This is a genomic window from Daejeonella sp. AP26 (assembly GCF_056680515.1).
Window position 1 is genome coordinate 2,703,039 of record NZ_CM155286.1, and the last position, 21,785, is coordinate 2,724,823.

At 42.7% G+C, this 21,785-nt stretch carries 20 protein-coding genes; 2 read left to right on the forward strand and 18 right to left on the reverse strand.

The features are described from left to right. Positions 1-5: 5 nt before the first annotated feature. From AC1MCB_RS11545 to AC1MCB_RS11595, 11 genes are read right to left on the reverse strand one after another with little or no spacing between them, the layout of a single operon-like run. Entirely contained in the window at positions 6-4,589 is a 4,584-nt protein-coding gene (locus AC1MCB_RS11545) for a hypothetical protein (RefSeq protein WP_479964874.1), read from the reverse strand. Between the two features lie 12 nt (positions 4,590-4,601). Continuing rightward, positions 4,602-5,027: a GPW/gp25 family protein gene (locus tag AC1MCB_RS11550; RefSeq protein WP_479964875.1), complete on the reverse strand. Its 426-nt coding sequence runs from the start codon at positions 5,025-5,027 to the stop codon at positions 4,602-4,604. Between the two features lies 1 nt (position 5,028). Continuing rightward, entirely contained in the window at positions 5,029-5,322 is a 294-nt protein-coding gene (locus AC1MCB_RS11555) for a PAAR domain-containing protein (protein WP_479964876.1), read from the reverse strand. Next, positions 5,322-7,097 carry a type VI secretion system tip protein VgrG gene (vgrG, locus tag AC1MCB_RS11560; protein WP_479964877.1) on the reverse strand — a complete coding sequence of 592 codons (1,776 nt, stop codon included), beginning with the start codon at positions 7,095-7,097 and terminating at the stop codon, positions 5,322-5,324. Before vgrG ends, AC1MCB_RS11555 begins: the two co-directional genes overlap by 1 nt. Next, a complete protein-coding gene (locus AC1MCB_RS11565; protein WP_479964878.1) occupies positions 7,097-7,807 on the reverse strand; it encodes a CIS tube protein in 711 nt (236 codons plus the stop codon). The genes vgrG and AC1MCB_RS11565 overlap by 1 nt, the downstream gene beginning before the upstream one ends. Beyond that, complete coding sequence (locus tag AC1MCB_RS11570; RefSeq protein WP_479964879.1) at positions 7,797-7,976, reverse strand: DUF5908 family protein; 180 nt, start codon at positions 7,974-7,976, stop codon at positions 7,797-7,799. The genes AC1MCB_RS11565 and AC1MCB_RS11570 overlap by 11 nt, the downstream gene beginning before the upstream one ends. 11 nt (positions 7,977-7,987) lie before the next feature. Beyond that, positions 7,988-8,485 carry a phage tail protein gene (locus AC1MCB_RS11575; protein ID WP_479964880.1) on the reverse strand — a complete coding sequence of 166 codons (498 nt, stop codon included), beginning with the start codon at positions 8,483-8,485 and terminating at the stop codon, positions 7,988-7,990. A gap of 6 nt (positions 8,486-8,491) precedes the next feature. Further along, a complete protein-coding gene (locus AC1MCB_RS11580) occupies positions 8,492-8,953 on the reverse strand; it encodes a phage tail protein (RefSeq protein ID WP_479964881.1) in 462 nt (153 codons plus the stop codon). A 26-nt stretch (positions 8,954-8,979) separates the two neighbouring features. After that, the gene (locus tag AC1MCB_RS11585) at positions 8,980-10,371 is read right to left on the reverse strand and encodes a phage tail sheath family protein (RefSeq protein ID WP_479964882.1); all 1,392 of its coding nucleotides are present in this window, start codon (positions 10,369-10,371) and stop codon (positions 8,980-8,982) included. A 36-nt stretch (positions 10,372-10,407) separates the two neighbouring features. Continuing rightward, positions 10,408-11,718 (reverse strand): hypothetical protein, encoded by a 1,311-nt coding sequence (locus AC1MCB_RS11590; protein ID WP_479964883.1) that lies wholly within the window; start codon positions 11,716-11,718, stop codon positions 10,408-10,410. Beyond that, positions 11,715-12,347, reverse strand: a complete 633-nt coding sequence (locus AC1MCB_RS11595) for a Pvc16 family protein (protein ID WP_479964884.1) — start codon at positions 12,345-12,347, stop codon at positions 11,715-11,717. The genes AC1MCB_RS11590 and AC1MCB_RS11595 overlap by 4 nt, the downstream gene beginning before the upstream one ends. Positions 12,348-12,725: 378 nt before the next feature. On the opposite strand from AC1MCB_RS11595, the gene AC1MCB_RS11600 reads away from it, so the two are divergent. Next, entirely contained in the window at positions 12,726-13,514 is a 789-nt protein-coding gene (locus AC1MCB_RS11600; RefSeq protein WP_479964885.1) for a CHAD domain-containing protein, read from the forward strand. Positions 13,515-13,540: 26 nt separating this feature from the next. Here AC1MCB_RS11600 and lpxB read toward each other — a convergent pair whose 3' ends face one another. The 3 genes from lpxB to surE all read right to left on the reverse strand — a co-directional run bounded on the left by lpxB (position 13,541) and on the right by surE (position 15,730). Continuing rightward, positions 13,541-14,650 carry a lipid-A-disaccharide synthase gene (lpxB, locus tag AC1MCB_RS11605; RefSeq protein ID WP_479964886.1) on the reverse strand — a complete coding sequence of 370 codons (1,110 nt, stop codon included), beginning with the start codon at positions 14,648-14,650 and terminating at the stop codon, positions 13,541-13,543. Positions 14,651-14,712: 62 nt separating this feature from the next. Beyond that, positions 14,713-14,964 (reverse strand): stationary phase survival protein SurE, encoded by a 252-nt coding sequence (locus AC1MCB_RS11610; protein WP_479964887.1) that lies wholly within the window; start codon positions 14,962-14,964, stop codon positions 14,713-14,715. Beyond that, positions 14,957-15,730 (reverse strand): 5'/3'-nucleotidase SurE, encoded by a 774-nt coding sequence (surE, locus tag AC1MCB_RS11615; RefSeq protein WP_479964888.1) that lies wholly within the window; start codon positions 15,728-15,730, stop codon positions 14,957-14,959. The genes AC1MCB_RS11610 and surE overlap by 8 nt, the downstream gene beginning before the upstream one ends. Positions 15,731-16,003: 273 nt before the next feature. On the opposite strand from surE, the gene AC1MCB_RS11620 reads away from it, so the two are divergent. Beyond that, entirely contained in the window at positions 16,004-16,999 is a 996-nt protein-coding gene (locus tag AC1MCB_RS11620; RefSeq protein WP_479964889.1) for a Kelch repeat-containing protein, read from the forward strand. A gap of 308 nt (positions 17,000-17,307) precedes the next feature. Here the strand turns inward: AC1MCB_RS11620 and AC1MCB_RS11625 are convergent, their stop codons facing one another. The 4 genes from AC1MCB_RS11625 to AC1MCB_RS11640 form a co-directional block, all read right to left on the reverse strand. Continuing rightward, positions 17,308-17,493 (reverse strand): CsbD family protein, encoded by a 186-nt coding sequence (locus AC1MCB_RS11625; RefSeq protein ID WP_479964890.1) that lies wholly within the window; start codon positions 17,491-17,493, stop codon positions 17,308-17,310. Between the two features lie 144 nt (positions 17,494-17,637). Beyond that, positions 17,638-19,554, reverse strand: a complete 1,917-nt coding sequence (acs, locus tag AC1MCB_RS11630; RefSeq protein WP_479964891.1) for an acetate--CoA ligase — start codon at positions 19,552-19,554, stop codon at positions 17,638-17,640. 240 nt (positions 19,555-19,794) lie between these two features. Further along, positions 19,795-20,052 (reverse strand): DUF6814 family protein, encoded by a 258-nt coding sequence (locus AC1MCB_RS11635; protein WP_479964892.1) that lies wholly within the window; start codon positions 20,050-20,052, stop codon positions 19,795-19,797. Position 20,053: 1 nt separating this feature from the next. Continuing rightward, entirely contained in the window at positions 20,054-21,592 is a 1,539-nt protein-coding gene (locus AC1MCB_RS11640; RefSeq protein ID WP_479964893.1) for an MFS transporter, read from the reverse strand. Positions 21,593-21,785: the final 193 nt, after the last annotated feature.

Sequence of the window (21,785 nt, forward strand, 5' to 3'; positions counted from 1 at the left end):
AGCTTTTAGAGAATAATAAATGGTTCCGTTTCTCTCACAGGTACCGGCTCATGATTACAGCAGTCTTCACCCCGGCATTTACACCAGCTATCGCATCCGGGGTCGTCGATACATACATCTACAGAACCTGCAATAAGAACGCTTCTTGCGGTAATGGGCTGGACAATTTCGAGCTTCCCTGCAATTGACAGTGTCGGCATTTTCAATTCATCGTGAACCATATGGAGCTCGATAATATGGTCTATATAACCACGTGTTTCCAGGAATTTGATAATGTCTGACCGATAAACAGGTTGCCCGAACGATAGCTTTTCATACTCACCGATTGCCCATGGTGCCAGGAAGTTTCTTACATCCAGATTTAGCTTCTCTTTATAATACACTTCGTCTTTGTCGGGTAATAATTTTACCCTGATACAGAGATTTACTTTTTCGTACCGGGGATTCATCACTTTTAACCGGACAAACGGAGAGATAATCTTTTTTAATTTATCTTCAATGTCTTCGATTATACTCACAGGTACTTTCGGCTCAAACGAACCCGAGGCTTTCAGTTTGGTCATATCAGGGATCACCGCAACCAGAACATAGCCCGGCGCAATGGTGAAATCATTGACATAATTATGCGCATTCAGTCCATAGGTATGGTTAATGCATTTGGTTTTATAAACAGAAGGGAAATTTTCCAGAACCAGGCGCTCGTAATCAAACTTTTGGATACCCCTGTTTTTGTGTCGCAGCAATTCACTTACCCGAACGTAAAAGTGTCCTTCGCTTTCGGGTTGCCTTCCCCCAAAAGAGTCATATGGTTGCTGTATTTTGGATACAGAAGAATCAGCATCCTGCAATTTGGAAATTGAACCCGCAGGCAGTGCGATATTAAGCCTTAGTTTATCATTTGCATCTTCATTGGTGAAACTCACTTCCACCGCCTGAGCATGGATGCCAATTAATTCACTAACAGAACTGGTTTTGCATGGAACTGAAACCCTTAACCAATGCAGTGTACCCGGCAGGATCGTATTTTCCTTGCTGATATTCCCGGGGATAGAAAATTGAACAATGCCGGATGTCGTGAGCCCATTCGTCGCATCATTTAATATTTCGAATCCCTCGCGCATCAGTTTCCAGCTGTTGTTTTCCAGATAATACCAGACTGGTTCTTCACGCTCTGATTCTGAGTCGGCAGTTGCTTCAGCAAATTGTAAAAGCATACTGAGGTTGGAACCAGGAGCTAACCCTTCCAGGCCGATATAAAAGTTCCCTTCATCGCAGAAACTGGGGAATAACATGGCGCCCTGTTCAAGTTCTTCAGATTTAAATGTGCCCTCATATGGATAAAGATGAATCAGATCAATGTTGGCGGCAGTGGCTGTGGCGGTGTAATCCAATGAAATGGATTTCATGATCGGCGTCCATGGTTCGTTGGGAATTACCGCCTGGAATTTGTCGCTGGTATCGATTACATTTTTGACTGAATTGATTTCGTTCTTCAAAGCAATTACATCAAGCACTAAATTTCCACCAAGCGGAGGAGGTCCTAATATTAGTCTGATGGCAGTTGCATTGGCAAGACTAATTGAACCTAACCCCACAGTTCTTGCCGCAATGCCCCCAGGGTCATTGACGTTTGATCTGACTTTCTCTGCAAGGAAGCTGGCATCATTCACATCCTGCTTAATCAGGTTGGTATTGAAAACAATCAGATTGCCGGTGAACTGGTCGTAGTAAATCGCGTCTTCTATTTTGTCATCAGGCAATTTTCCAAGTGCCATCATTTGACGGGCAAGTATATATGAATACTCTTTATGGCAAAAATCCTGGACTTGTAAATTCATCCGGATGAATCCATCCCTTGTAGTCACCTCAAAACGGTCCAGTTTATTCTTATTCAACTTATACCGCTGGGCCAGGGGAAAAAATTCCTTTTTCAGAAATATGGTTTGCAGACCTGGAGCCGTGTTGCATATGGCAAAGTTGTTATGATCAAACAGCCTTCGATCATTATATGCCTGGGCCTTGATGGTAACATCAGTCGTTGCTGGAGCAGTATGCTTTAATTCATTTTTCCAGACCCCATCCTCTAGTACGGCGATATTTATTAGAAAACGATTTTTATCCAGGCCGAACAGCCCGCCTTGTTTTGCGTATCCTTTATAATGATCTCTAAAATCTGTCGGAAGATCCTTCCAGTCTATATTCACACAAATGCGATCCCATTGCTTCAATAGTATTTCCTTGCTACCTATATAAAAATTAGGACCAATCAGGTTGAGACTGCCAAGGGCATTTAGCGGCGGCACTGGCTTTTTAATATCGAAATCGATAACCTCGGGCCTTGTACCAAATGGATATACTGGAGAATTCACATTCTGCAGACTCTCGTCGTTCTGTACAACGAATTCTTTCAGTCCGCAGACTTCCACATCAATTTTTGTAGCAGCGCCAGCTTTTACATCCCGGAAAAAATGATACAGCGATACCTTTTGCGTTTTGTTTTCAAATGGTCTTTCGCAGCAAGCAGTCTTTTCATCCCTGCAGGTGTCTGCAGGAATTTCCATCTTAATCTTATCATCTAGCTCGACCTTTACCAGCGGCAACTCGGTTTGAAGGTCTTCTTTCAGCAATGCTGAATTATAGAAGCTTATTTTATCTTGTTCTGGAAGTATAGTGGAGATAATCTCTAGAACGAAATTGCCTGTGTTGGCATTGAAGTTTTTGAGATTTATTGAGAGATTCTGAATCTGTGGCTTTACCCATCCTTTTTCGCCGCTAAACATCACGTTCATCGCCTTGCGTGGGTAGATCAGCTCCTTCATGATCTCCTGCTCTAGAAAATTAAATTTGTTGTTGTATTCGTTTGAAATGAGCGTCGTCTCGAACATATATTCATCTCGCTCGCAATAACATAGATCCGGATCTTCTTTTTCACCAGCATTAAGATTTGCTTTACCCGGCCTTTTATATCTGACCACTAGTAGTTCTTCCAGTTTTTTCCTAAGCTCTTTACTAATCCCCTTTTTGACCAGAGCGGCTATGATGGGCCGGTTGACGTAGTAGTAGGTGTTTTGCAATGTATTTTGGATGAGCTGAAAGAATACTCGTGAAGGGAATGAATCTAAACAGGTATTCAGTGCCTCGGGTATATTAACTACCGCTCCCAATGGTTTGTCATCGCAGCAGGGGTTAGCAACACTTCTTTCAGGTTGCAGGGAAGCGCAAAAATTGTTTAACGCCTGGCAGGGTATGGTTATTGTTATTTTTCTGTTGCCCTCCTGCAGAAACAAAACAGGAGAAGCCATAACAAAGCCAAGTCTGGCATTGGAATAGGGATATAGAAAATTGTTTTCAGGATCCCGGTACTTACTCCATTTTGCGCCCAGCGTTTCTCTTGAAGATGGCTCGGCAAAGGGCTTATCGATACCATCAGCCATGGTAGCGTCGGGCGCCAAATACAGGCCTTCTACCACGGAAAAGGCTTTGCACTCTTCTCTTACGGCTGAAAAACGAATAGGAGCCTGCTGCAGGAATAAGGTTCTTTGTTCTTTAACAATAGCTTTGTTAACCACTATTTCATCATCGGAAGTAAAAATAATGTCGGTTTTATTTGCATCCTTACCATCCTTAAATGCGATTCCTTTCTTGAGCAAGTACTTGTCAAGTTGCTTCTGAATTTCGATGACAAGGTGAGCATGATCAGGCTCAGCGGGTTTAGGTTTTAACTTAAGAACCTCTTTATAAAAATGATCAAGATGTTTTTTTGTGAAATTATTCAAATCATCCTGAAGGTGTTTGAACAACTTGATGAATGCAAAGACAATAGCCAAATGCGGAGGATGTTTTTCCTTTAGTTCTTCTTGCAATGGAATAAGACTCTGCTCTAATCCCATCTCTGCTGAAACAGAAAATAATTTAATAGCATCATGAATAGTTTGAAGCAGTTGATAGATCTTATCATAAAGCCCAATTAATCTCTTGTAATAAGTATTGCCCGCTGCCAGGTAACTGGTATCTTCTTTGGTAAGATCTGAGGCAGATAACATCCAAACCGGATGAGCAGAAAGGCCTGTAAAGTCAATGGCTTTAGTACCGAATTTGTTAGTTCCAGCATTTGCATAAGAGATAAACTGTTTGAGCGCGGTCCCTAGTTTATCTTTCATCATCTTCTCCATCACAGGTTCAAGGGCTGTCTCCTTTCCTAACACCTGTTGATACCAGCGATCAACTTTTTTAATAATTACAAATATGGACCGCAGTTCTAAATACAAGCCGGCTTCGGACGGTTTTTTGAGAAAGCGTTTCCGCTGGTGAGAAAATCTATTTTCAGTCTGCTTTCTATTATACTTGGAGATGGCGGCAAGCGTAAATGGCAAACTTGACGAAAAAAATTCCTGCCAGTCACTAATCTTCAGATTCTCATCATAATATTGAACATGCCGCGATAACTGTACGAAGAAATCCAGCACATCGGCAAGAGACCTGTTATCAATGGATGTTTTGCTTGACAGCAGTTCCTGATCGATCCTGTTCCGTTGGCTGGTGCCCGGATCGTTCTTAAATGGATGAATGAGTTTCTTACAATCAATCATAAACTCAGTTCGTTAAATCGGCTTTACAGCTTCATTCTTATAAAAATCATAGACGTAGTTAAATCTAGAATTGGTGCCGGGAATGCTATAGGTTAAATCGATTAGAAATCTTCCTTCAAGATTATCAACAGATCCGGCATTGGTTACTTCTATTCGCTCGACTACAATCCTTGGTTCGTAATAAAGAATAGAATTAGCGACTCTTTCCTTGATATACCCGATAGTGGTACTATTCAGGCCTTCAAAGACGTAATCGTTCAGATTACATCCATAGTCTGGTTGCATCACTCTTTCTCCAAGCGAAGTAGACAAAAGAATATGCAGACTTTGTCGAATGTCTTCCTCATCGCTTACCATTTCCACGGTATCTGTTGTTTTATTAAAGGAGGGTGGGAAAGCCCATCCCCTACCTAGAAAGCTATTTTTACTATTCTCCATACTATCCTCCAATTTGAACGGTGGGGTAACCAGCTACGATCACACCGCCATGTGATGTGAGATCTCCTTGCCTTGCAGCAGGCATTCCTCCTATAAATACAGTGGAAGAACCTTTTACAATGGTGTCGGGCGGACCAACACAAACCAACATATCTCCGATCACTGCTGCGGGCATACCACCGATGATAACCGTGGCCACACCAGGCCCAACAATAGGTCCTCCTACATGTGGCACACCGCCAGGATTGACCATTGGACAAGTATGCAGGTCCGATATTCGTGCTGCTGATGGCATCAGTTAATTTTTACTAATGAACCTTTTATTTCCGCAATGCCCGAAGCAGAGATCCCAGCCGAGGCGCCATCTATGGAAACAGAACCATCTGCCTTGATTCCTAATGTAGCACCGCCAATGGAGAGGGATGAGCCTGCTTTGAGCGTCAGGTTTACTGCTGCTTCTATATCAATATTTTTTTGACTGCTAAGCTTAATTCCTGAAGTGCCAAGCGAAATTTTATTATCGTTCTGATCTTTGATCTCGACACTCTTACCAGATTCATCCAGCTTAATGCTGTTGCCTGCGGATGTATCTATGGTTATTGTTTTAGTATTATCATTGAAATGAATACGCATTTTGCCACGGGTAAAAATTCCCTTTTCATGATTATCATCCGATGCGGCCAAGGGTGCTTTTTTTGCGCTGCTGTTTAGCATACCCAAAACCACTGCATCATTAGGATCGTCGTTGATAAATCCTACAATAACCTCATCCCCGATCTCGGGTCTGAAGAATGTGCCACGCTCTTCACCTGCATCCAGGCAAGCCACCCTTGACCATATACCATTTGCATTATTGTCAAGGGTGGTGATCTTCACCTGTATTCTTTCTTCACCGTCAGGATCAGTAGCGAGATGTATTACTTTCCCTATCTGAAGACCGCGAATACCTCCAACTAATCCTGAGGCGGGTTCATCATTTAGATCCTTATATATTTTTGAATAGGATTCTGGATCGAGTCCAAACTGAATATTCGTTTCCCAGCTGCCATTGCCAATATCATGTTTAACAGCGGTTACAAACGCATTGCCATTATACCGATCACCTACGCCATCCAGTTTTAGCATGTCTCCCGGCTTTACTCCAGAGAAACCTGAAACTTTTACTCTTCCCCTGACCTTGGCAAGACGACTTCTCATCATTACACCGTCGGTCCATAACTTTAGTTCCTGCTCTGTCACATATCCGCTGTGATGCAATTCATATTCTTCCAGATTGATTGTCTCTGCTAGTTGGGCTCCCGTGATATTGCCTGGTTGCTTAATATCATTTGCTTCTTCAGTATCCGCTGTAAATAATTTTTGATCAGTGTAATCCCATGCTATCGCCTTCACCTGCTTCCACTGGCTACGCGCATCCATCTCGGCCTCGAACTCCAAAATGGAGCTACCGAAACTTGCCTGCAATACGGGCTCTGCCTGGGTATCAGGCTTGAACGTCTTGACCTTGCTATCTTCTACTGACACCAGCAAGCCACAGGCTTCAGCCCGGAGCAATAAAAAATCCCAGTCAGTTACATGATGTTGAACGAGCTCTTTATGGGTGATGCTGGTTTCTTTTGCATCTATTTCTAACCCCTTATAAGCTTTGACCATTTCTTCTATAGCCTGACTATCCTTTACGTTCTCAAAGTATTTACTCTTCCGCCCTACAGTCATTCTTATAGCTTCATCACGACATTCCACCATGAGCTGAGAGTTTCCATTAGATTTTACCTGTATGGCCTGCTTAGTAATGATGCCCTTGAACACCTGCTTATTATCGCTGTCATAACCGAGCTTAATGACGATTTTTTTTCCGGGAATGAAGTCGCTCGTGTTACTTATTTCAAAAGTTTTTGCAGCTGCGTCACCATCTCTGAGGGACAGTTTTACAGTCGGAATACGATTGATCTCTTTGATCACGCTCAGCATAGTTAGTTGATAGGAAGCGTTCATCGCTTGCCCTTCGATAACCACATCATAAGTAGATACATCGTGCTTTGAAGGATTAGGAATTATGAGCTCCTGCATTATCGTGCGTTTTTATCAAATGGAGGAAAGTCCAATTGGGTAGCTGGTTTAATTTTTCTGATACTCGTCAATTGATTTGCTTTTGCCACCTGCATGAGGTGATTCGGGTCGTTATAAATCGTGTAGGTCAACCAGTCAAGCCGATCTCCCTCCACTACAATTCTTGAATGTGTCAAATCGGGAGAGGATGCCCGTGATTCCGCAAGCAATTGTTCGCGGGATTTATGTGCAATGAATGTTGCCGTCACCTTTACTCGCAGCGGTGAACCATCAGGTTCAAATAGGGTGTAATTGAGGTCAAGATTTCCAAGCACACATTTGAAATTCATATCCGAACCCCACATCACAATGAGAAAGCGGGGACGATGGATCTTTCCATCGAAATTGTAAACACATTTCTTTAGATCCTCAATCTGGTCGTGTACTTTCCTGCTCTTGTACTCGCTGTTATCTCCTCCATAGCCTTCCATAGTTTTTGTGCCGTCAAGAATAAATTCCAGACGTAACTGTTCCGGCTCAGTGGATTTGTATTTTGCTTCACTTCCAGGATTCCCATGTCCACCCGAAGTGTCTGCATTCACTTTCAGTGTCTGCATGAACGACTCCGGATTGATGGGCGTTGTGAAGGCCTTTGACGGGTCTTCATTTTTAAAATCCCGTTGCTCGAAGGAGCGGATCACGAGCTTTTCCAGTTTCTTTCTATCGCTCATTTTTCTCTTTTAAAATGGCAAGTACTTTTTCGACACATTCTTTGATGAGATCTTCTCCGGGAGAGGAATTCGATTGCGATCCTTTGGTTGGCGCACTAGTTCCAGCAGCCGAGCCTTGTGATTGATCTACTACGGCTTTGATCACGAGTTCTCTTATTTCAATTGGCATCTTGAATATTTTTAAATGTTGAAAGCTCTTAGTTCTGAGAATATCAGGCGATTATAGTTTAGTTCAAGCGTTTCAATCAAGACCTCACTTCGTTCAGCGTTGAGCTCGGCTATCTTCCAGCTCCTCGGCCAAACATTGGTAACTGTCCAACTCTTCAAGGGCAAGTGGTCTTCTCCCAGCAAATCAATTATTACGGTATCAATCACCTGAAAAGATTCCTTACCGGTGACCAGATCAAAAGGCTCACCTTCAAATGTTTTTTTAAGCCAGTTTGCAACCGGAGAACTCGCAGGTCCCACTAATCCCCTTTTCAAAACGAGGGGACCAAATTTTCTTCTTGTTGGAATAACGTGCTCGAAGCGATTCTCACCGCCTTCCTTAATGGTTTCGATGTCAATGGTTGAGTCCAGTCCGGCTACAGACTGAAATTTTATATCGATCGAACCACGATCCCCTGCAGAAAAATGCACCGCGAAATGGAAGCCAACAGAATAATAGGCGTTGTCCATCGGTTGTTATTTTGCTTCTACAATCGTCAAACCTTCATGTGCGAGTTCCATGCTTTCGATAGCAATTTCGCTGGCATCTGCTTTCAGATCAGTCGATGTGATCTTAGTGGGCCAGGCCTTTGCAACCGACCAGGATATAACGGGTTTGTGCTCTTCGTTTAATAGCCTGATCGTTACATCTCGTCTGAATTTTTCTTTTCCTTCCTGGAACATCATGGTCTTTCGCCATTGTTGAAAAAACTCAAAGTCCCCGTCGAAAGTGCCGCGCTTGAGGGTAATATTCTTGTACTCTGTGAGTCCCGGCTGTTTGCTTTTATTAAAGAGCGGACTGCTTCCTTCCCTATATTCTATTACCTTGGTCTCGAAGTCCAATCCACTAACTTCTGTAAATCCCATTCTCGTTCCGCCCCAATCTAATTGGAAATGAAACTTTGGTAATGGGTACGCTTTTTTCGGATCGTCTGCCATTTGATTAGTTTTTATTAATGAATGAATTAAGCTTCGCTAAGCATTTTATGCATGAAGGTGAGGATAATAAATTCCGCCGGTCTTACAACCGCCAGGCCGATTTCTACAATCATTCTGCCTTCCCACACGTCAAGCTCCGACATGGTCTCACCAAGTCCCACAAGGACATAAAATGCTTCTTCGGTAGAAGCACCCATCAAAGCACCATTCTTCCATTGTGTAGTGAAATAATTTTCAAGCATGGATTTGACTCTTGTCCAGGTGTTCTGATCATTGGGTTCAAACACGAACTGTTCAGCAGCATTTTTTGAAGATTCTTCCGCCATATTGAAAAAGCGGCGAACGGGAACGTAGCGCCATTCGTTATCATTACCGGCCAGCGTTCTAGCCCCCCAAATAATAGCAGGGCCGCGACCGGGAAAAGAACGAATCACGTTGACAGATTTACCTGATACTTCGTCCACATTCATACCTGCCTGTTGCTTACCCGTAACAATCAACTCGGGTCGGATGGCAAGACTGATGTTCACATTTGCAGGTGCCTTCCATACACCCCGGAGATTATCCGTTGTGGCATACTGACCTACTACAGCAGGAGCAGCAGGCAATAGCATCTCCAGATTATTGATCGCAGCCGTGGCCATGTTGTAATAAGCATTATTAGTGCCCTTGAGGATATCAAGAGTTGCTGAACCAGCTACGCCGTTGATCTTAACCTTAGTTTCGTCAGTGTAGTTATAAGTTAGCATTGTAAAGAGCCGCGGATAATAGGCCGCTCCATATTTCAACTTTACTATCTCGGCTGGCAGCGTTGAGCGAAGGTCAGCGATAGAATTTGGCGGATATACGTCCATCACCACAAACCGGTCTTGTAGTTCAACACATTGATTCAGCGCGTGTCCAAATACACCATAATAATTAGCAAGTGCGCCAGCTCCTTTGATGTTCACGCTTTCAGGAGCAACGAGCAGCGTTACTTCGTTAATGGTTCCTGCATCATCAATCCCATTTCTCAAATCAGCAGCACTGATCGTTCCAGCCGCACCGGTATAGGTTTTTACCGCAACGATGTAGCAAGGCCCTCCTCCATTTGCAAAGAACAATTGCAGTGAATAATACAGTAAATGCACCGAAGCCGTTGGCGCATTAACCCTGGCGGTCAAAGAAACATCTGGTGTACCTGCATTGACGAAATCAACCACAATGCCTGTTTCGGGCTGGGCCTTTCCAAAATACGTTTCATACTCCAGCATAGAAGTGATTCTGGTAGGGACCCGAATCAAATCCCCCGGAATTTTCTTCACTGCTTTCTCGGTATAGCCAATAAATGCGGGAATTGCGGTTTCCACCGAAGCGATCGATGGCGGAAGTTTGGGTATTTCTTTAATGTAAACCCCCGGCGTTTTGAATTCTAACATTTCTTTAAGATTAGTGGTTAATACATGGATGATGATTTATAATAGTGGAAATAAAGTTGATTCTGGGACCTGCATATTAAGCAAAAGCTTATTTCCAACTCTGTTCACCTCTAGTGTGGGAGCTGGATTTGGAAGAAACTGAAAACTATTATTGGGTTTCTTCAGATTAATCGGTGTGTAGCTCATGTGTATCGGATTCTTAGAAACCAGTACTCCGCTGTTATTCGCTAGCAGATCCTGAGTGATAGGAGTGAGTTTGAATTTCCTCTGGCGATTATTTACATATTGCCAGAACGCTGATTTACTTTTCATCCAAAGTTCAAAAACCGGAGCAGGTTGTTTTGTCCCGTTAGAAAGTATTCTGGTAAAAAGATTACCGCTGGCATCCAACAAATTAAAATTTGCCGACGCGGGCTTTACAACAAGATCAATTACTCCAGAGAAAAGACCGGCTTGAATTTCATCATGAGCAAAAAGAAGGTTGGTAAAGCTTTTGGTATACCCCCCGCTCCCTGTTACCTCAAGGCTATATAGGTGATCAGCTTTTACTGCCTCATGCTTTACTGCTTTCACAATTTCTTCGTTTGTGCGGAAACTGACAGATACAGTTTGCATGGGCGTTGGAGTTGCCAGATCTATTTTCTTGACAATGGCACTCGTAGAATCTTTCAGAGTGAAACTGGCAGCTGTTATGTTTTCAAATGCGTTGAACTTGTAATTGAACGATAAGGGTAACAGGTGGGAATCATTGGTATTGACATATTGTTTTCCTGGAATAGCCAGCCATGGATTTGGAGCTCCATTGTTTAAGAATACTTTAACAACCGCGGCATGCAATGCTATTTCACTTTGCACATATTGCTGAGCAGCAACGAAAGTGGACACCGGTGAAGAAAGAAACGGAAATGTTTTCGCGTTGGGAATGTTATTATTGCTGAAATACCAGAATGCGTTGAACGGTTTTGGACCTATCTCTCCGGAGAACCTGTGAATATCATTTTTCTCCCGAATCATCACGCGTATACAGAGTTGATCCGGAAGAGGTATAATGGGAGAATACACCACGGTCCCGTTTGCCAGCTTTCTTTTACTACATTTTACAGCCAGCTTAAAACCGGCATAAGCTGGTAATAATTTAATATTGTAATTGTTGAATGTTTTATTCAGCGGATGTTCCTGAAACATCAGGTCTTCGTGAATAGAGGGCAGATCTTTTACAAATCTGTCGAATAGAAAATCAAGGCGGTCCGACTGTGCTGGCTTTTCGAAAATAGTTTCCCCTTTATCACGTGTGAGATAGTACTCATGCAACCATTTCACTTCACATAATATCTTGTAGATAGTCATAACGATGAAACTCTGTCTGAAATATTTGTTTCTACTTCTTCAATCAATGGCACTTCTCTCCGTATGCTTCTCTCTGTAATGCTTACCAAACGCACTTTATACATCACGAAGGGAATTTGTCGTCCTCCCAGAGATCCCCAGAGATGATTGATCTGCTCGAAAGTAAGTGTGTACATTTCAAGGTTAAGCTTAAGCGAAGCGATGTCTGGGTTCCCCAAATCATTGAGTTCAGGTGGTAAGGGGATTGACGAGGAAGCTGGGGTAAAGGTATTTTTACCCTGGAAAAATTCGATGACTAATGAAAGGCGTTTTAGCGCTAGCACGTAACCATTATTCGGAGGGTTTCCCCCAGGATAGTTGGCTGTGAAAAGAACGTATAGATTTAGATATATGGGCCTGTTTTCGTATCTCGCTTTCCCATCGGGCCATTTACTAAACGTTTGACCATTCTTTAGGCTGCTTTCTTCTTCTATATTAACAAGGGTGATAATTAGATTATCCTTCAAATCAGCCCCTGATTCTGTTTCGAAGAGCCCAATGTTTTCGATAATCACGGAGGCAGGATCTCCCTGAGCACTTAAATAGGCGGTGAGTTCTTCTCGTAACAGGATTAATGCGTTCCCTATCATAACGAGTCAAGTTTGGCAAAAGCTTTACTATACGTTATTGATCACCTTGTTTGAAGGTGCTCTTCGAAATCCTTGATGATATAAAAATAACTGTTTAAATAGTCCCCTCGGGGTATGTAGGAATATTGAACAGAATCTGCGCAGAAACCGTGAAAAATTATCAATTTATTTCACAGAATACCAAGGACATTACAGGAAACCGGGTAATTGATCCGCGGGTCTTAGGTTTATCGGCTGCTTTGCAAGAGTGTTTTCGACAACCTAAATTGCTCTGGTGCCAGACCTGTGCATTGTGTATAAAACAACTGTTCGCCGTAGCTTGTATATTCCTTTAGATAGTAGTTTCAGTTGAACAATCTCACAAAGCCGGGGTCTGTAGTGAAAAAAAGAAAATTAAAGCGTCTTCTGCGCAAACACATTCAGGCAATCGGTCAACACTTAGATTCTTTTTTAACGACGAGAGATCAAGATCAATTACACCAGCTTCGTGTACAAATTAAAAAGTTAAGATCTCTGCTGATACTTTTTTCCAGCAATAAGGAAAATAGAAGTCTGATCAAAATCTTTAAACCTATAAAAGGGATTTTTCGTCACGCTGGCACTATCAGAGATGCTGCCATTCATCGACAAGTTGCAGACAGGTTTGGGATTAAGGATTCAACTTTCCATAAAGAACAAGCCGAAATTATGGCAGATCAAACTACTAAATTCTGCGAAGCAGGGCCTGAATACTTAAAGCAAATTAATAATGTGAGCACAAAGCTGGAAACAGAGTTGAAAAGCATTGATGTGCGGGAGATCACTGGCTTTTACAAGTCTGAACTTGACGCGGTGGTTCTTACTCTGGCAAAGCGGGAATTTAACGATGATATGCACGACTGCCGCAAAAAGCTGAAAAATCTGCTTTATAATCAGAAGCTATTCAAAAAATCCTTAGGAGCAACAGTTCAGCTTAATATTCCCTATTTAGATCGTGTGCAGGAAACAGTCGGTGAATGGCATGACAGCATCCTTGCGCGAGATCTGTTTTCAAATCAACTGCCGGATGAACGACAAGCAATCGAACAGCTCAACGCGCAGATAACTAACCATGAAAAAGTTATCATAAGGACTACAGCAAATTTTTGGAAAAAGGTTACTGGTGGAATTGTGAATGATCAGAATTGAGCAAGATCATTCAGCTGTTATTAGTTTTACTCCGCCAAGTAACTCATCATCAGCTTGGCGGTTCGTGAGGAGGCACCTGGCTGGCCCATCTTAATTGCCAGCTCATCATAATTTATCAACATTCGGGTGCGATACAGTGGATCGTGCAGAATATTATTTAATTCTTGTTCTATTTTATCGGGATTACAGTCGCTCTGAATAAGTTCTTTCACCACTTCCTCATCCATGATCAGGTTTACAAGTGAAATGTAATGAATCTTCACTACCAGGCGTGCGATTGCAATTGAAAGGGCATTGCCTTTATAAACCACCACTTGTGGTACTTTCAGCAGAGCGGTTTCCAGGGTTGCCGTACCAGATGTAACTACAGCTCCCATGGAGTTTAGTAACAGGTTATAAGTTTCGTTAAAAATCACTTTAACAGACCGCTCGCGGATAAATGGCTGATAGTCCTCCAGTGTTAGTCCCGGTGCTCCTGCAATGATAAACTGGTAATGCGGAAAGCGGTCGACTACAGCCATCATCTCGGGCAAAAGCTTATTCAATTCCTGTTTGCGACTACCGGGAAGCAATGCTATTACCGGATTCACCCGTAGATTATGACGTAATGCAAAGCTCTCATCTTCTACATTTCCCTCGATAGCGTCCAGCAAAGGGTTGCCCACGTAGTCGACGTCCATGCCCCATGCTTTGTAGAAATCAACTTCAAACGGCAGAATGCAGAACATTCGATCAACCACTTTTTTGATATTTAATACTCGCTTCTGATTCCACGCCCACACTTTTGGCGAGATGTAATAGAACACCTTGATGTTATGTTTCTTTGCGAAATCAGCTATCTTGAGGTTGAAACCAGGGAAATCGATTAGTATAAGCACATCAGGCTGGTAATTGAGGATATCATTCTTAGCCGCCTTCAAGTTTTTATAGATCGTACTCAGGTTGGCCAAGACTTCCACAAATCCCATAAAGGCCATATCCGAATAATGTTTAACTAATGTTCCTCCCTCTGATTGCATCAGGTCGCCTCCAAAATACCGGAACTCCGCAGAAGCATCTTCTGATTTAAGCGACTTCATTAAATTCGCACCGTGTAAATCTCCGGACGCTTCGCCAGCTATTAGATAGTATTTCATATTTCAGGCTGAATGTACTAAGATTTGGTTTATTAAACTACAGCTGAATGCATTAGCTAAATTCACTTTAAAATTACGAAGAGAAGGGCAGAGATGAAAGTTGAAAATACAACACCTGAGGCAGTTTCCATTCGATCATTTCTAAAATACATGCGAACCGCAATCAGGTTAATAACCACGCTGACTATATACAAAAGGTGCTTTTTACCTAGTACCTGAACATCCAGTTTGAATATTTCTACCGCCAGGTAAGCCAGCGCCGGAAATATTAGCCCCACAATAGCGCCAGCTAAAAATTTATCTTCCTTAAACATTCAGATCCCAGGTATTTAGTACCGGTATCGCATGATGAGCTGTCATATCAAACTGAACCGGCACCAGGGAAACGTAGCCGTGTTCGAGTGCCCATACATCCGAATCTTCACCCTGATCATAGTTCTGGAAAACACCGGTTAACCAATAATAATTTCGCTTATGCGGATCCAAACGTTCGTCAAATTCTTCGGCCCATTTGGCATTAGCTTGCCGGCAGATCCTGATGCCCTTGATGTCTGCCCCTTTTGGGAAGTTTACATTTAGTAATGTTCCCAATTGTAACCCATGCAGAAGAACCTGCGAGGCTATCACCTTTATGAATTTTTTACAATGGCTGAAATCAGCATCGTAGGTAAAATCATCCAAGGAAAAACCGATGGAAGGAATACTTTCAATCGCCCCTTCTACGGCAGCAGACATGGTACCGGAGTATATTACATTGATTGAATTATTCAGGCCATGATTGATCCCTGATACACAGAGATCAGGCTTTTGGCCCTTAAACACCTTGTTTACGGCAAGTTTAACACAGTCAACCGGAGTGCCTGACGTTTTATACATTTCCACACCTTCGTACAAGTTAACCTTGTCAAGGCGGAGTGGTTTGGCAATAGTAATAGCATGGCCCATACCTGACTGCGGACTATCAGGTGCCACCACAGTAACTTCACCGAGCTCCTTCATTACTTCTATCAATGCTCTGATGCCGGGAGCATCAATGCCATCGTCATTTACAACTAGAATTCTTGGTCTTGTTTTTTTCACAAGGCGAAATTACAAAAAAGATGGAAGGATGGAACGTTGTCGGGTCCGACAAGAGAATCCATCCCGTCAAAGTTGTTGTATTTTTAAATACATGCAAGGAAATTGTTAAGCATATTCATCCAAATTGCTCCAAAAAGAGCGCAGCAATTAAAGATATTCTACTTAGATTTATTAAGCATTTGCTTACCGACCTACTTGTTAACGCTACCTACAGGGATCAAACTGTTCTGCCGCCTCCTCTAATATCTTTATTTTATAGTTAAAACATATACTATGAGATCACTACTATTTTTATGCACAATGATTTTCATTGTCGCACAGGCATGTAAAGAATCTGAAACTGGACAACCTGCAGATATCTTTAAACCTACTGTATCAGATATACATGAAGGCTCATGGTCAAGTAAAAGCCATCTTCCTGACCTAAGGTCTCATTCCGTCGCATTTACGATTGGAAACAAGGCCTATGTTGGTGCTGGAGCAGGTAATGAAGATGCTCTAAGGGACTTTTGGGAATATAATCCAGAAATTGATAAGTGGACGAAGAAAGCTGATCTTCCCCTTGCACGAACTGGAGCGGTAGGCTTTAGTATTGGAGAAAAGGGATACATAGGAACCGGCTATAACAATGAAGGTAGTGGCACTGAGTTGAAAGACTTTTGGCAATATGATCCAAAAACAAACTGTTGGACAAGAAAAGCTGATTTTGGAGGGACACCACGTTTTGCAGGAGTCGGGTTTACTATTGCCGAAAAAGGCTATATAGGAATTGGTAGAGGACTTGGAGTTTCCAGAACCGATTTTTGGGAGTATGATCCTAATACAGACACATGGAAAGTCATTGCTGATTTCCCGGGAGCAGAACGTGTATGGGCTACCGCTTTCAGTATTAATAACAAAGGATATGTTGGGACCGGAATAACTGATTCGGGTAGGGATCTCAGTGATTTTTGGCAATATGATCAAACAAGTAACTCGTGGCAAAGAAAAGCGGACTTTCCCGGAGGCCGAAGACATTATGCAGCAGGAACGAGCGCTTCCGGCTTGGGTTACTTAGGAATGGGATGGCTGGTAGAAGAACAAAAAGCTCTTAATGACTTTTGGAGCTATAATCCTACCCACGACGAATGGAAAAAGAAATCATCCTTACCAGGGACGAGACGATATGCAGCCACAAGTTTTGCTATCTCTAATTTTGTATATGTGGGATTCGGAACAGCGGAAGAAACCAGTATGGAGCTCAATGACCTTTGGCAATTCTCTCCTTAATAAAGAAATGATTTAATAATGAGCCCTGGCCTACTGTGATTAGATAATTCTCATCAGATTTCTGTTCTTCGTTTGCGGCAAATTTACGACAACTGACACAGAGACATTACTTTGGATTGGTTCGTTACTGGTTCGTGTTAGTCCACCAAATCGGTGGACTGATAGAAAGATGAGTGAATGAATGATGAAGATAGAAAATTCAAAATGTATTCTGACTCACGATTTACCAGGTCTTTCAATATAATGGCGATCAGCCAACAAAAAAAGCCCCGATGAATCAGGGCTTTCTTTTAAATAATGTGTGTACTCTATAAACTTCTTAACCAGTCGATAACGCCTTCGCGTGTTTTACCGGTCTTTTGTTGCAAACGTCCGTATAACTCATCATCCTTGCCTTCTTCATATTTTAGATCATCATCTGTAAGATCGGCATACTCTTGTTTTACTTTACCTTTGAGTTCGTTCCATTTGCCTTTTAATTCTAATCTATCCATAGCTGTAGGGTTTTTGTTAACTAAGATAGTAACCACCTTACCCCTACAAATGTTTTAAGAAATCGCCATGAGATCGCAAATTACCGATGACCCTAACGTTAAATAGCCCGCGTATTCTGGGCCTTTTTCGATTAAGCCAGGTAATTAATTTATCTTACCTGCACCCACTTTAATCTCCTCGACAACCATTGGATCGAGCAAGGTAGAAATATCACCAAAGTTTGATGTCTCCCCCTCAGCTATCTTCCTTAGTATTCGTCGCATAATTTTACCAGAACGGGTTTTAGGCAACCCTGAAACAAACTGAATCTTGTCCGGTCGGGCTATAGCGCCAATTATTCTGCTCACAGTTTGCAAAATATCCTTTCGGGTTAATTCCACATCGTGCTCTGATTTACCCAAAATAACATAGGCGTAAATCCCCTGTCCTTTAATCTCATGGGGATAAGCCACTACCGCACTTTCAATAACGTCAGCATGCATGTTAATGGCATTCTCTACTTCAGCAGTGCCTATGCGGTGACCTGACACGTTGATCACATCATCTACACGACCGGTGATACGGTAATAGCCATCTTCATCACGCAGGCAACCGTCGCCCGTGAAATACTTGTTCTCGTAAGTGGCAAAGTAGGCAGTCCGACAACGTTCATGGTCGCCATAGGTTGTACGGATAATGCCCGGCCATGGAAATTTAATGCACAGGTTCCCATTAACGCCGTTCCCTTCGATTTCCACACCGTTCTCATCCACTAAAACAGGTTGCACGCCGGGTAAAGGTAGTGTCGCATAACCGGGTTTGGTTGGCGTGATCCCCGCTATCGCTGAGATCATGATACCACTATTTTCGGTTTGCCACCAGGTATCTACAATAGGACATTTACCCTTCCCTATATTTTCATCATACCAGTGCCATGCCTCTTCGTTTATCGGTTCTCCTACCGACCCGAGCTTCTTAAGCGAGCTGAGATCTTTGTTCTTTAGCGGCTCATCTCCGAAACTCATTAACGAACGGATAGCGGTTGGCGCTGTGTACAGTATATCTACCTTATACTTATCCACGATATCCCAGAAACGACCTGCATCAGGCCAGGTAGGGACGCCTTCAAACATCAATGAAGTGGCGCCTTGTGATAAAGGCCCGTAGACAATATAGGAGTGGCCGGTTATCCACCCAATATCTGCAGTGCAGAAATGAATTTCGCCGGGCTGGTATTGAAATACCGTCTTAAAAGTATAACCTGTATAAACCATATATCCACCGCAGGTATGAACAACGCCCTTTGGCTTGCCGGTAGAACCGGAGGTGTATAAGATAAACAGTGGGTCTTCGGAATCCATCTCGACTGCTGGAAAATCAGGATTTCCTTGAGTCTCAACTTTCTTAATCTCATCCTCCCACCACACATCGCGACCTTTGATCATGGATACCGGTGTGCGGCTGCGGGTTAAAACAATTACTTTTTTAACTGAATGACATTGTACCAGCGCATCGTCAATCGCGTCTTTCAACGGGATGTCTTTGTTACCACGGAAGCCCCCATCAGCAGTGATCACAATTGAACATTGGGCATCGTTAATACGATCAGCGATAGACTGCGCAGAAAAGCCTCCGAATACCACCGAATGAATAGCTCCCACCCTGGCGCAGGCCAGAACCGCTATAGCCAGCTCGGGTACCATCGGCATATATAGACAGATCCGGTCGCCTTTCTGCACCCCGTTATTTACCAGCACATTACTGAACTGGCAAACCTTAAAATGAAGTTCTTTATAGGTTAATTTGCGGTAATGCTCCTCCGGATCGTTTGATTCCCAGATAATGGCATCGGTGTCAGCATTATTCTCGAGGTGGCGATCCAGGCAGTTTTCAGTAATATTTAGCTTGCCTCCCAAGAACCATTTGACATCAGGTTCTTTAAAGTTCCATTCTAAAACGCGGTCCCATTTCTTCCGCCAGAAAAAGTCATCGGCTACCGTTGCCCAAAAATTCTCCGGTTCTGCCACACTAAAATCGTAAACACGCTTATAATCTTCGAAGGAGTTGATGTCCAGTTTCATTTGTATTTATTTTATGTTCAATTTGTATTAACAATAACTAAGATTTCCGGTTAGCCAATTTATGAGCTTTTACTGGCACTGCCTGCCGAACAAAGGCATGGTGTTGTGCATGATAAGTGTGTTCAATGTTTATCGTAGTTTACCATATGCTTATAGGGTGTTAACTATGTGATAACAGTATCATCCTAAGATCAAAAGCGAGTGAAGACACTGTAATCATATAGTCAGTATAGAGTTAATTTAAAGGGATGGGTCTATGAGTTTTGGCTTATTGTCATCTTGGTCATTGTATTCACCTTTGAAGGCGTAATATCCAAAAAGGATAAAGCCAATTATGATAGGAATAAAGATAGTGACTATTACTATCCAGAACACATAATCTTCCTCGGTAGCCTGCCCCGAGCTGAGACGTGTAATGGCAAAATATGGAAGAAGTACCGCTAACATTACTGCGCCTGCCATCCATACAAATCCAAAGACTTTTCTAATTGTATCCATGCTAATCCTCGATGGTTTTATAACTTGTTTTGTTGATGAATAAAAGCCCGGTTAACAAACATATGCTGGCTATACCTATTGGGTACCATAAGCCGTCTAAAGGTGATGCCCCTGGCAGGGAAGTTAAGCTGATCGCGATAAATGGCGTTAAACCTCCAAAAACACCGTTTCCGATATGATAAGGCAACGACATAGAAGTATATCGGATTCGGGTTGGAAATAGCTCAACCAGGAACGCAGCAATCGGGCCATACACCATGGCAACGAAAATTACCTGGACTGAAACCAGCATCACAAGGATCCAAAAGGATTGTGTGGACAGGTTAACCTCTTTTTTCACGTCGGTTGCAGGCGATTCAGTGTTATTGACGACGAGCTGTTTAGAGGTTTCGTTATAAACAGTACCATCGGAATACGTCTTTACTACCATGAAAGAAGCGAGTGAATCTGTTGTGCCTGGAACCAAAGTAGCCTTTCTGATTGTCGATGAAGTAGCTGAAATCTCTGCTTTACCTGCAAAATCAGTTAATTTAAGCATCTGGCTATAAATAGGCCGATAAAACATTATCGCCAGAAGCATACCCGTCATCATAATACCTTTTCGGCCGATCTTATCAGACCAGTGTCCAAAGATCACAAAGAAGGGAGTTGCTATTAGTAAGGCTATGCCAATGATATAGTTCGACTGCACAAACTCGATGTTCATGGTTTTCTGAATGAAAGAGAGCGCATAAAACTGGCCGGTATACCACACCACGCCCTGACCGGCAGTGGCGCCGAACAAAGCAAGCAGCACCATTTTCAGGTTCTCTTTTTTTCCGAATGATTCTTTCAACGGATTTTTAGATATTGTTCCTTCTGCTTTTATCTTAGAAAACAACGGCGATTCCTTCATCTTCAGGCGAATGAAAATTGAAACACCAACTAGCAAAATTGATAATAGAAACGGTATGCGCCACCCACCCCACTCGGCGACAAAGCTGGTTTCGCCAACTACATTCCGTGTAAAAAGAATTACTCCTATTGAAAGAAACAGCCCCAATGTCGCCGTCGTTTGAATAAAGGATGTATAGAACCCACGCCTTTTTGCCGGAGCATGTTCAGCCACATAAGTCGCGGCACCTCCGTATTCGCCCCCTAAAGCCAGGCCCTGTACAAGCCGCAGAATAAGAACTAAGGCGGGTGCCCAGTACCCTATAGAGGCATAACCGGGAATTAAGCCGATAGCGAATGTAGAGCCGCCCATCAGAATCAGGGTTAACAGGAAAGTGTACTTTCTACCCAGGATATCGCCAAGGCGGCCGAAAACCAAAGCACCAAATGGCCTTACGATAAAGCCTGCTGCGAAGGTTGCCAGCGTTGAGAGAAAGGCCGCTGTCGGATTATCCTGCGGAAAGAACTGAACGGAAAGTATTGCTGCCAGACTACCGAAAATGTAAAAGTCGTACCACTCGATTAATGTGCCTACTGAGGAAGCGGTTATAACACCCCATAATTTCTTTTTTTCTCCGGGGTTCATTGCGTGCGTTGCGTTCGGCATTTAAGAAAAATAAGTTTGAACAGCAATCTTAGAAAAAAAATCAGTCAAAGGTTAATTTTCCTCGAATAAACTCAAACATTCCTAACTAGCAACGCTTAGCCTGACACATTTATTGATAAAATACATTGGTTTAAGGAGAGCTTAAATTTTATGAATACAACTGTTTACCGTGAATTTAAGGAGCAAGTAAATT

Bases quoted from the DNA above. Each gene is read 5' to 3' on its own strand.
- AC1MCB_RS11545 (WP_479964874.1), bottom strand. From the start codon at position 4,589: ATGATTGATTGTAAGAAACTCATTCATCCATTTAAGAACGATCCGGGC.
- AC1MCB_RS11640 (WP_479964893.1), bottom strand. From the start codon at position 21,592: ATGCCGAACGCAACGCACGCAATGAACCCCGGAGAAAAAAAGAAATTA.
- AC1MCB_RS11625 (WP_479964890.1), bottom strand. From the start codon at position 17,493: ATGGATAGATTAGAATTAAAAGGCAAATGGAACGAACTCAAAGGTAAA.
- AC1MCB_RS11595 (WP_479964884.1), bottom strand. From the start codon at position 12,347: ATGATAGGGAACGCATTAATCCTGTTACGAGAAGAACTCACCGCCTAT.
- AC1MCB_RS11610 (WP_479964887.1), bottom strand. From the start codon at position 14,964: ATGTTTAAGGAAGATAAATTTTTAGCTGGCGCTATTGTGGGGCTAATA.
- AC1MCB_RS11590 (WP_479964883.1), bottom strand. From the start codon at position 11,718: ATGACTATCTACAAGATATTATGTGAAGTGAAATGGTTGCATGAGTAC.
- AC1MCB_RS11555 (WP_479964876.1), bottom strand. From the start codon at position 5,322: ATGCCATCAGCAGCACGAATATCGGACCTGCATACTTGTCCAATGGTC.
- AC1MCB_RS11635 (WP_479964892.1), bottom strand. From the start codon at position 20,052: ATGGATACAATTAGAAAAGTCTTTGGATTTGTATGGATGGCAGGCGCA.
- AC1MCB_RS11575 (WP_479964880.1), bottom strand. From the start codon at position 8,485: ATGGACAACGCCTATTATTCTGTTGGCTTCCATTTCGCGGTGCATTTT.
- AC1MCB_RS11585 (WP_479964882.1), bottom strand. From the start codon at position 10,371: ATGTTAGAATTCAAAACGCCGGGGGTTTACATTAAAGAAATACCCAAA.
- acs (WP_479964891.1), bottom strand. From the start codon at position 19,554: ATGAAACTGGACATCAACTCCTTCGAAGATTATAAGCGTGTTTACGAT.
- AC1MCB_RS11580 (WP_479964881.1), bottom strand. From the start codon at position 8,953: ATGGCAGACGATCCGAAAAAAGCGTACCCATTACCAAAGTTTCATTTC.
- AC1MCB_RS11565 (WP_479964878.1), bottom strand. From the start codon at position 7,807: ATGAGCGATAGAAAGAAACTGGAAAAGCTCGTGATCCGCTCCTTCGAG.
- AC1MCB_RS11620 (WP_479964889.1), top strand. From the start codon at position 16,004: ATGAGATCACTACTATTTTTATGCACAATGATTTTCATTGTCGCACAG.
- AC1MCB_RS11570 (WP_479964879.1), bottom strand. From the start codon at position 7,976: ATGCCAATTGAAATAAGAGAACTCGTGATCAAAGCCGTAGTAGATCAA.
- AC1MCB_RS11550 (WP_479964875.1), bottom strand. From the start codon at position 5,027: ATGGAGAATAGTAAAAATAGCTTTCTAGGTAGGGGATGGGCTTTCCCA.
- vgrG (WP_479964877.1), bottom strand. From the start codon at position 7,097: ATGCAGGAGCTCATAATTCCTAATCCTTCAAAGCACGATGTATCTACT.
- lpxB (WP_479964886.1), bottom strand. From the start codon at position 14,650: ATGAAATACTATCTAATAGCTGGCGAAGCGTCCGGAGATTTACACGGT.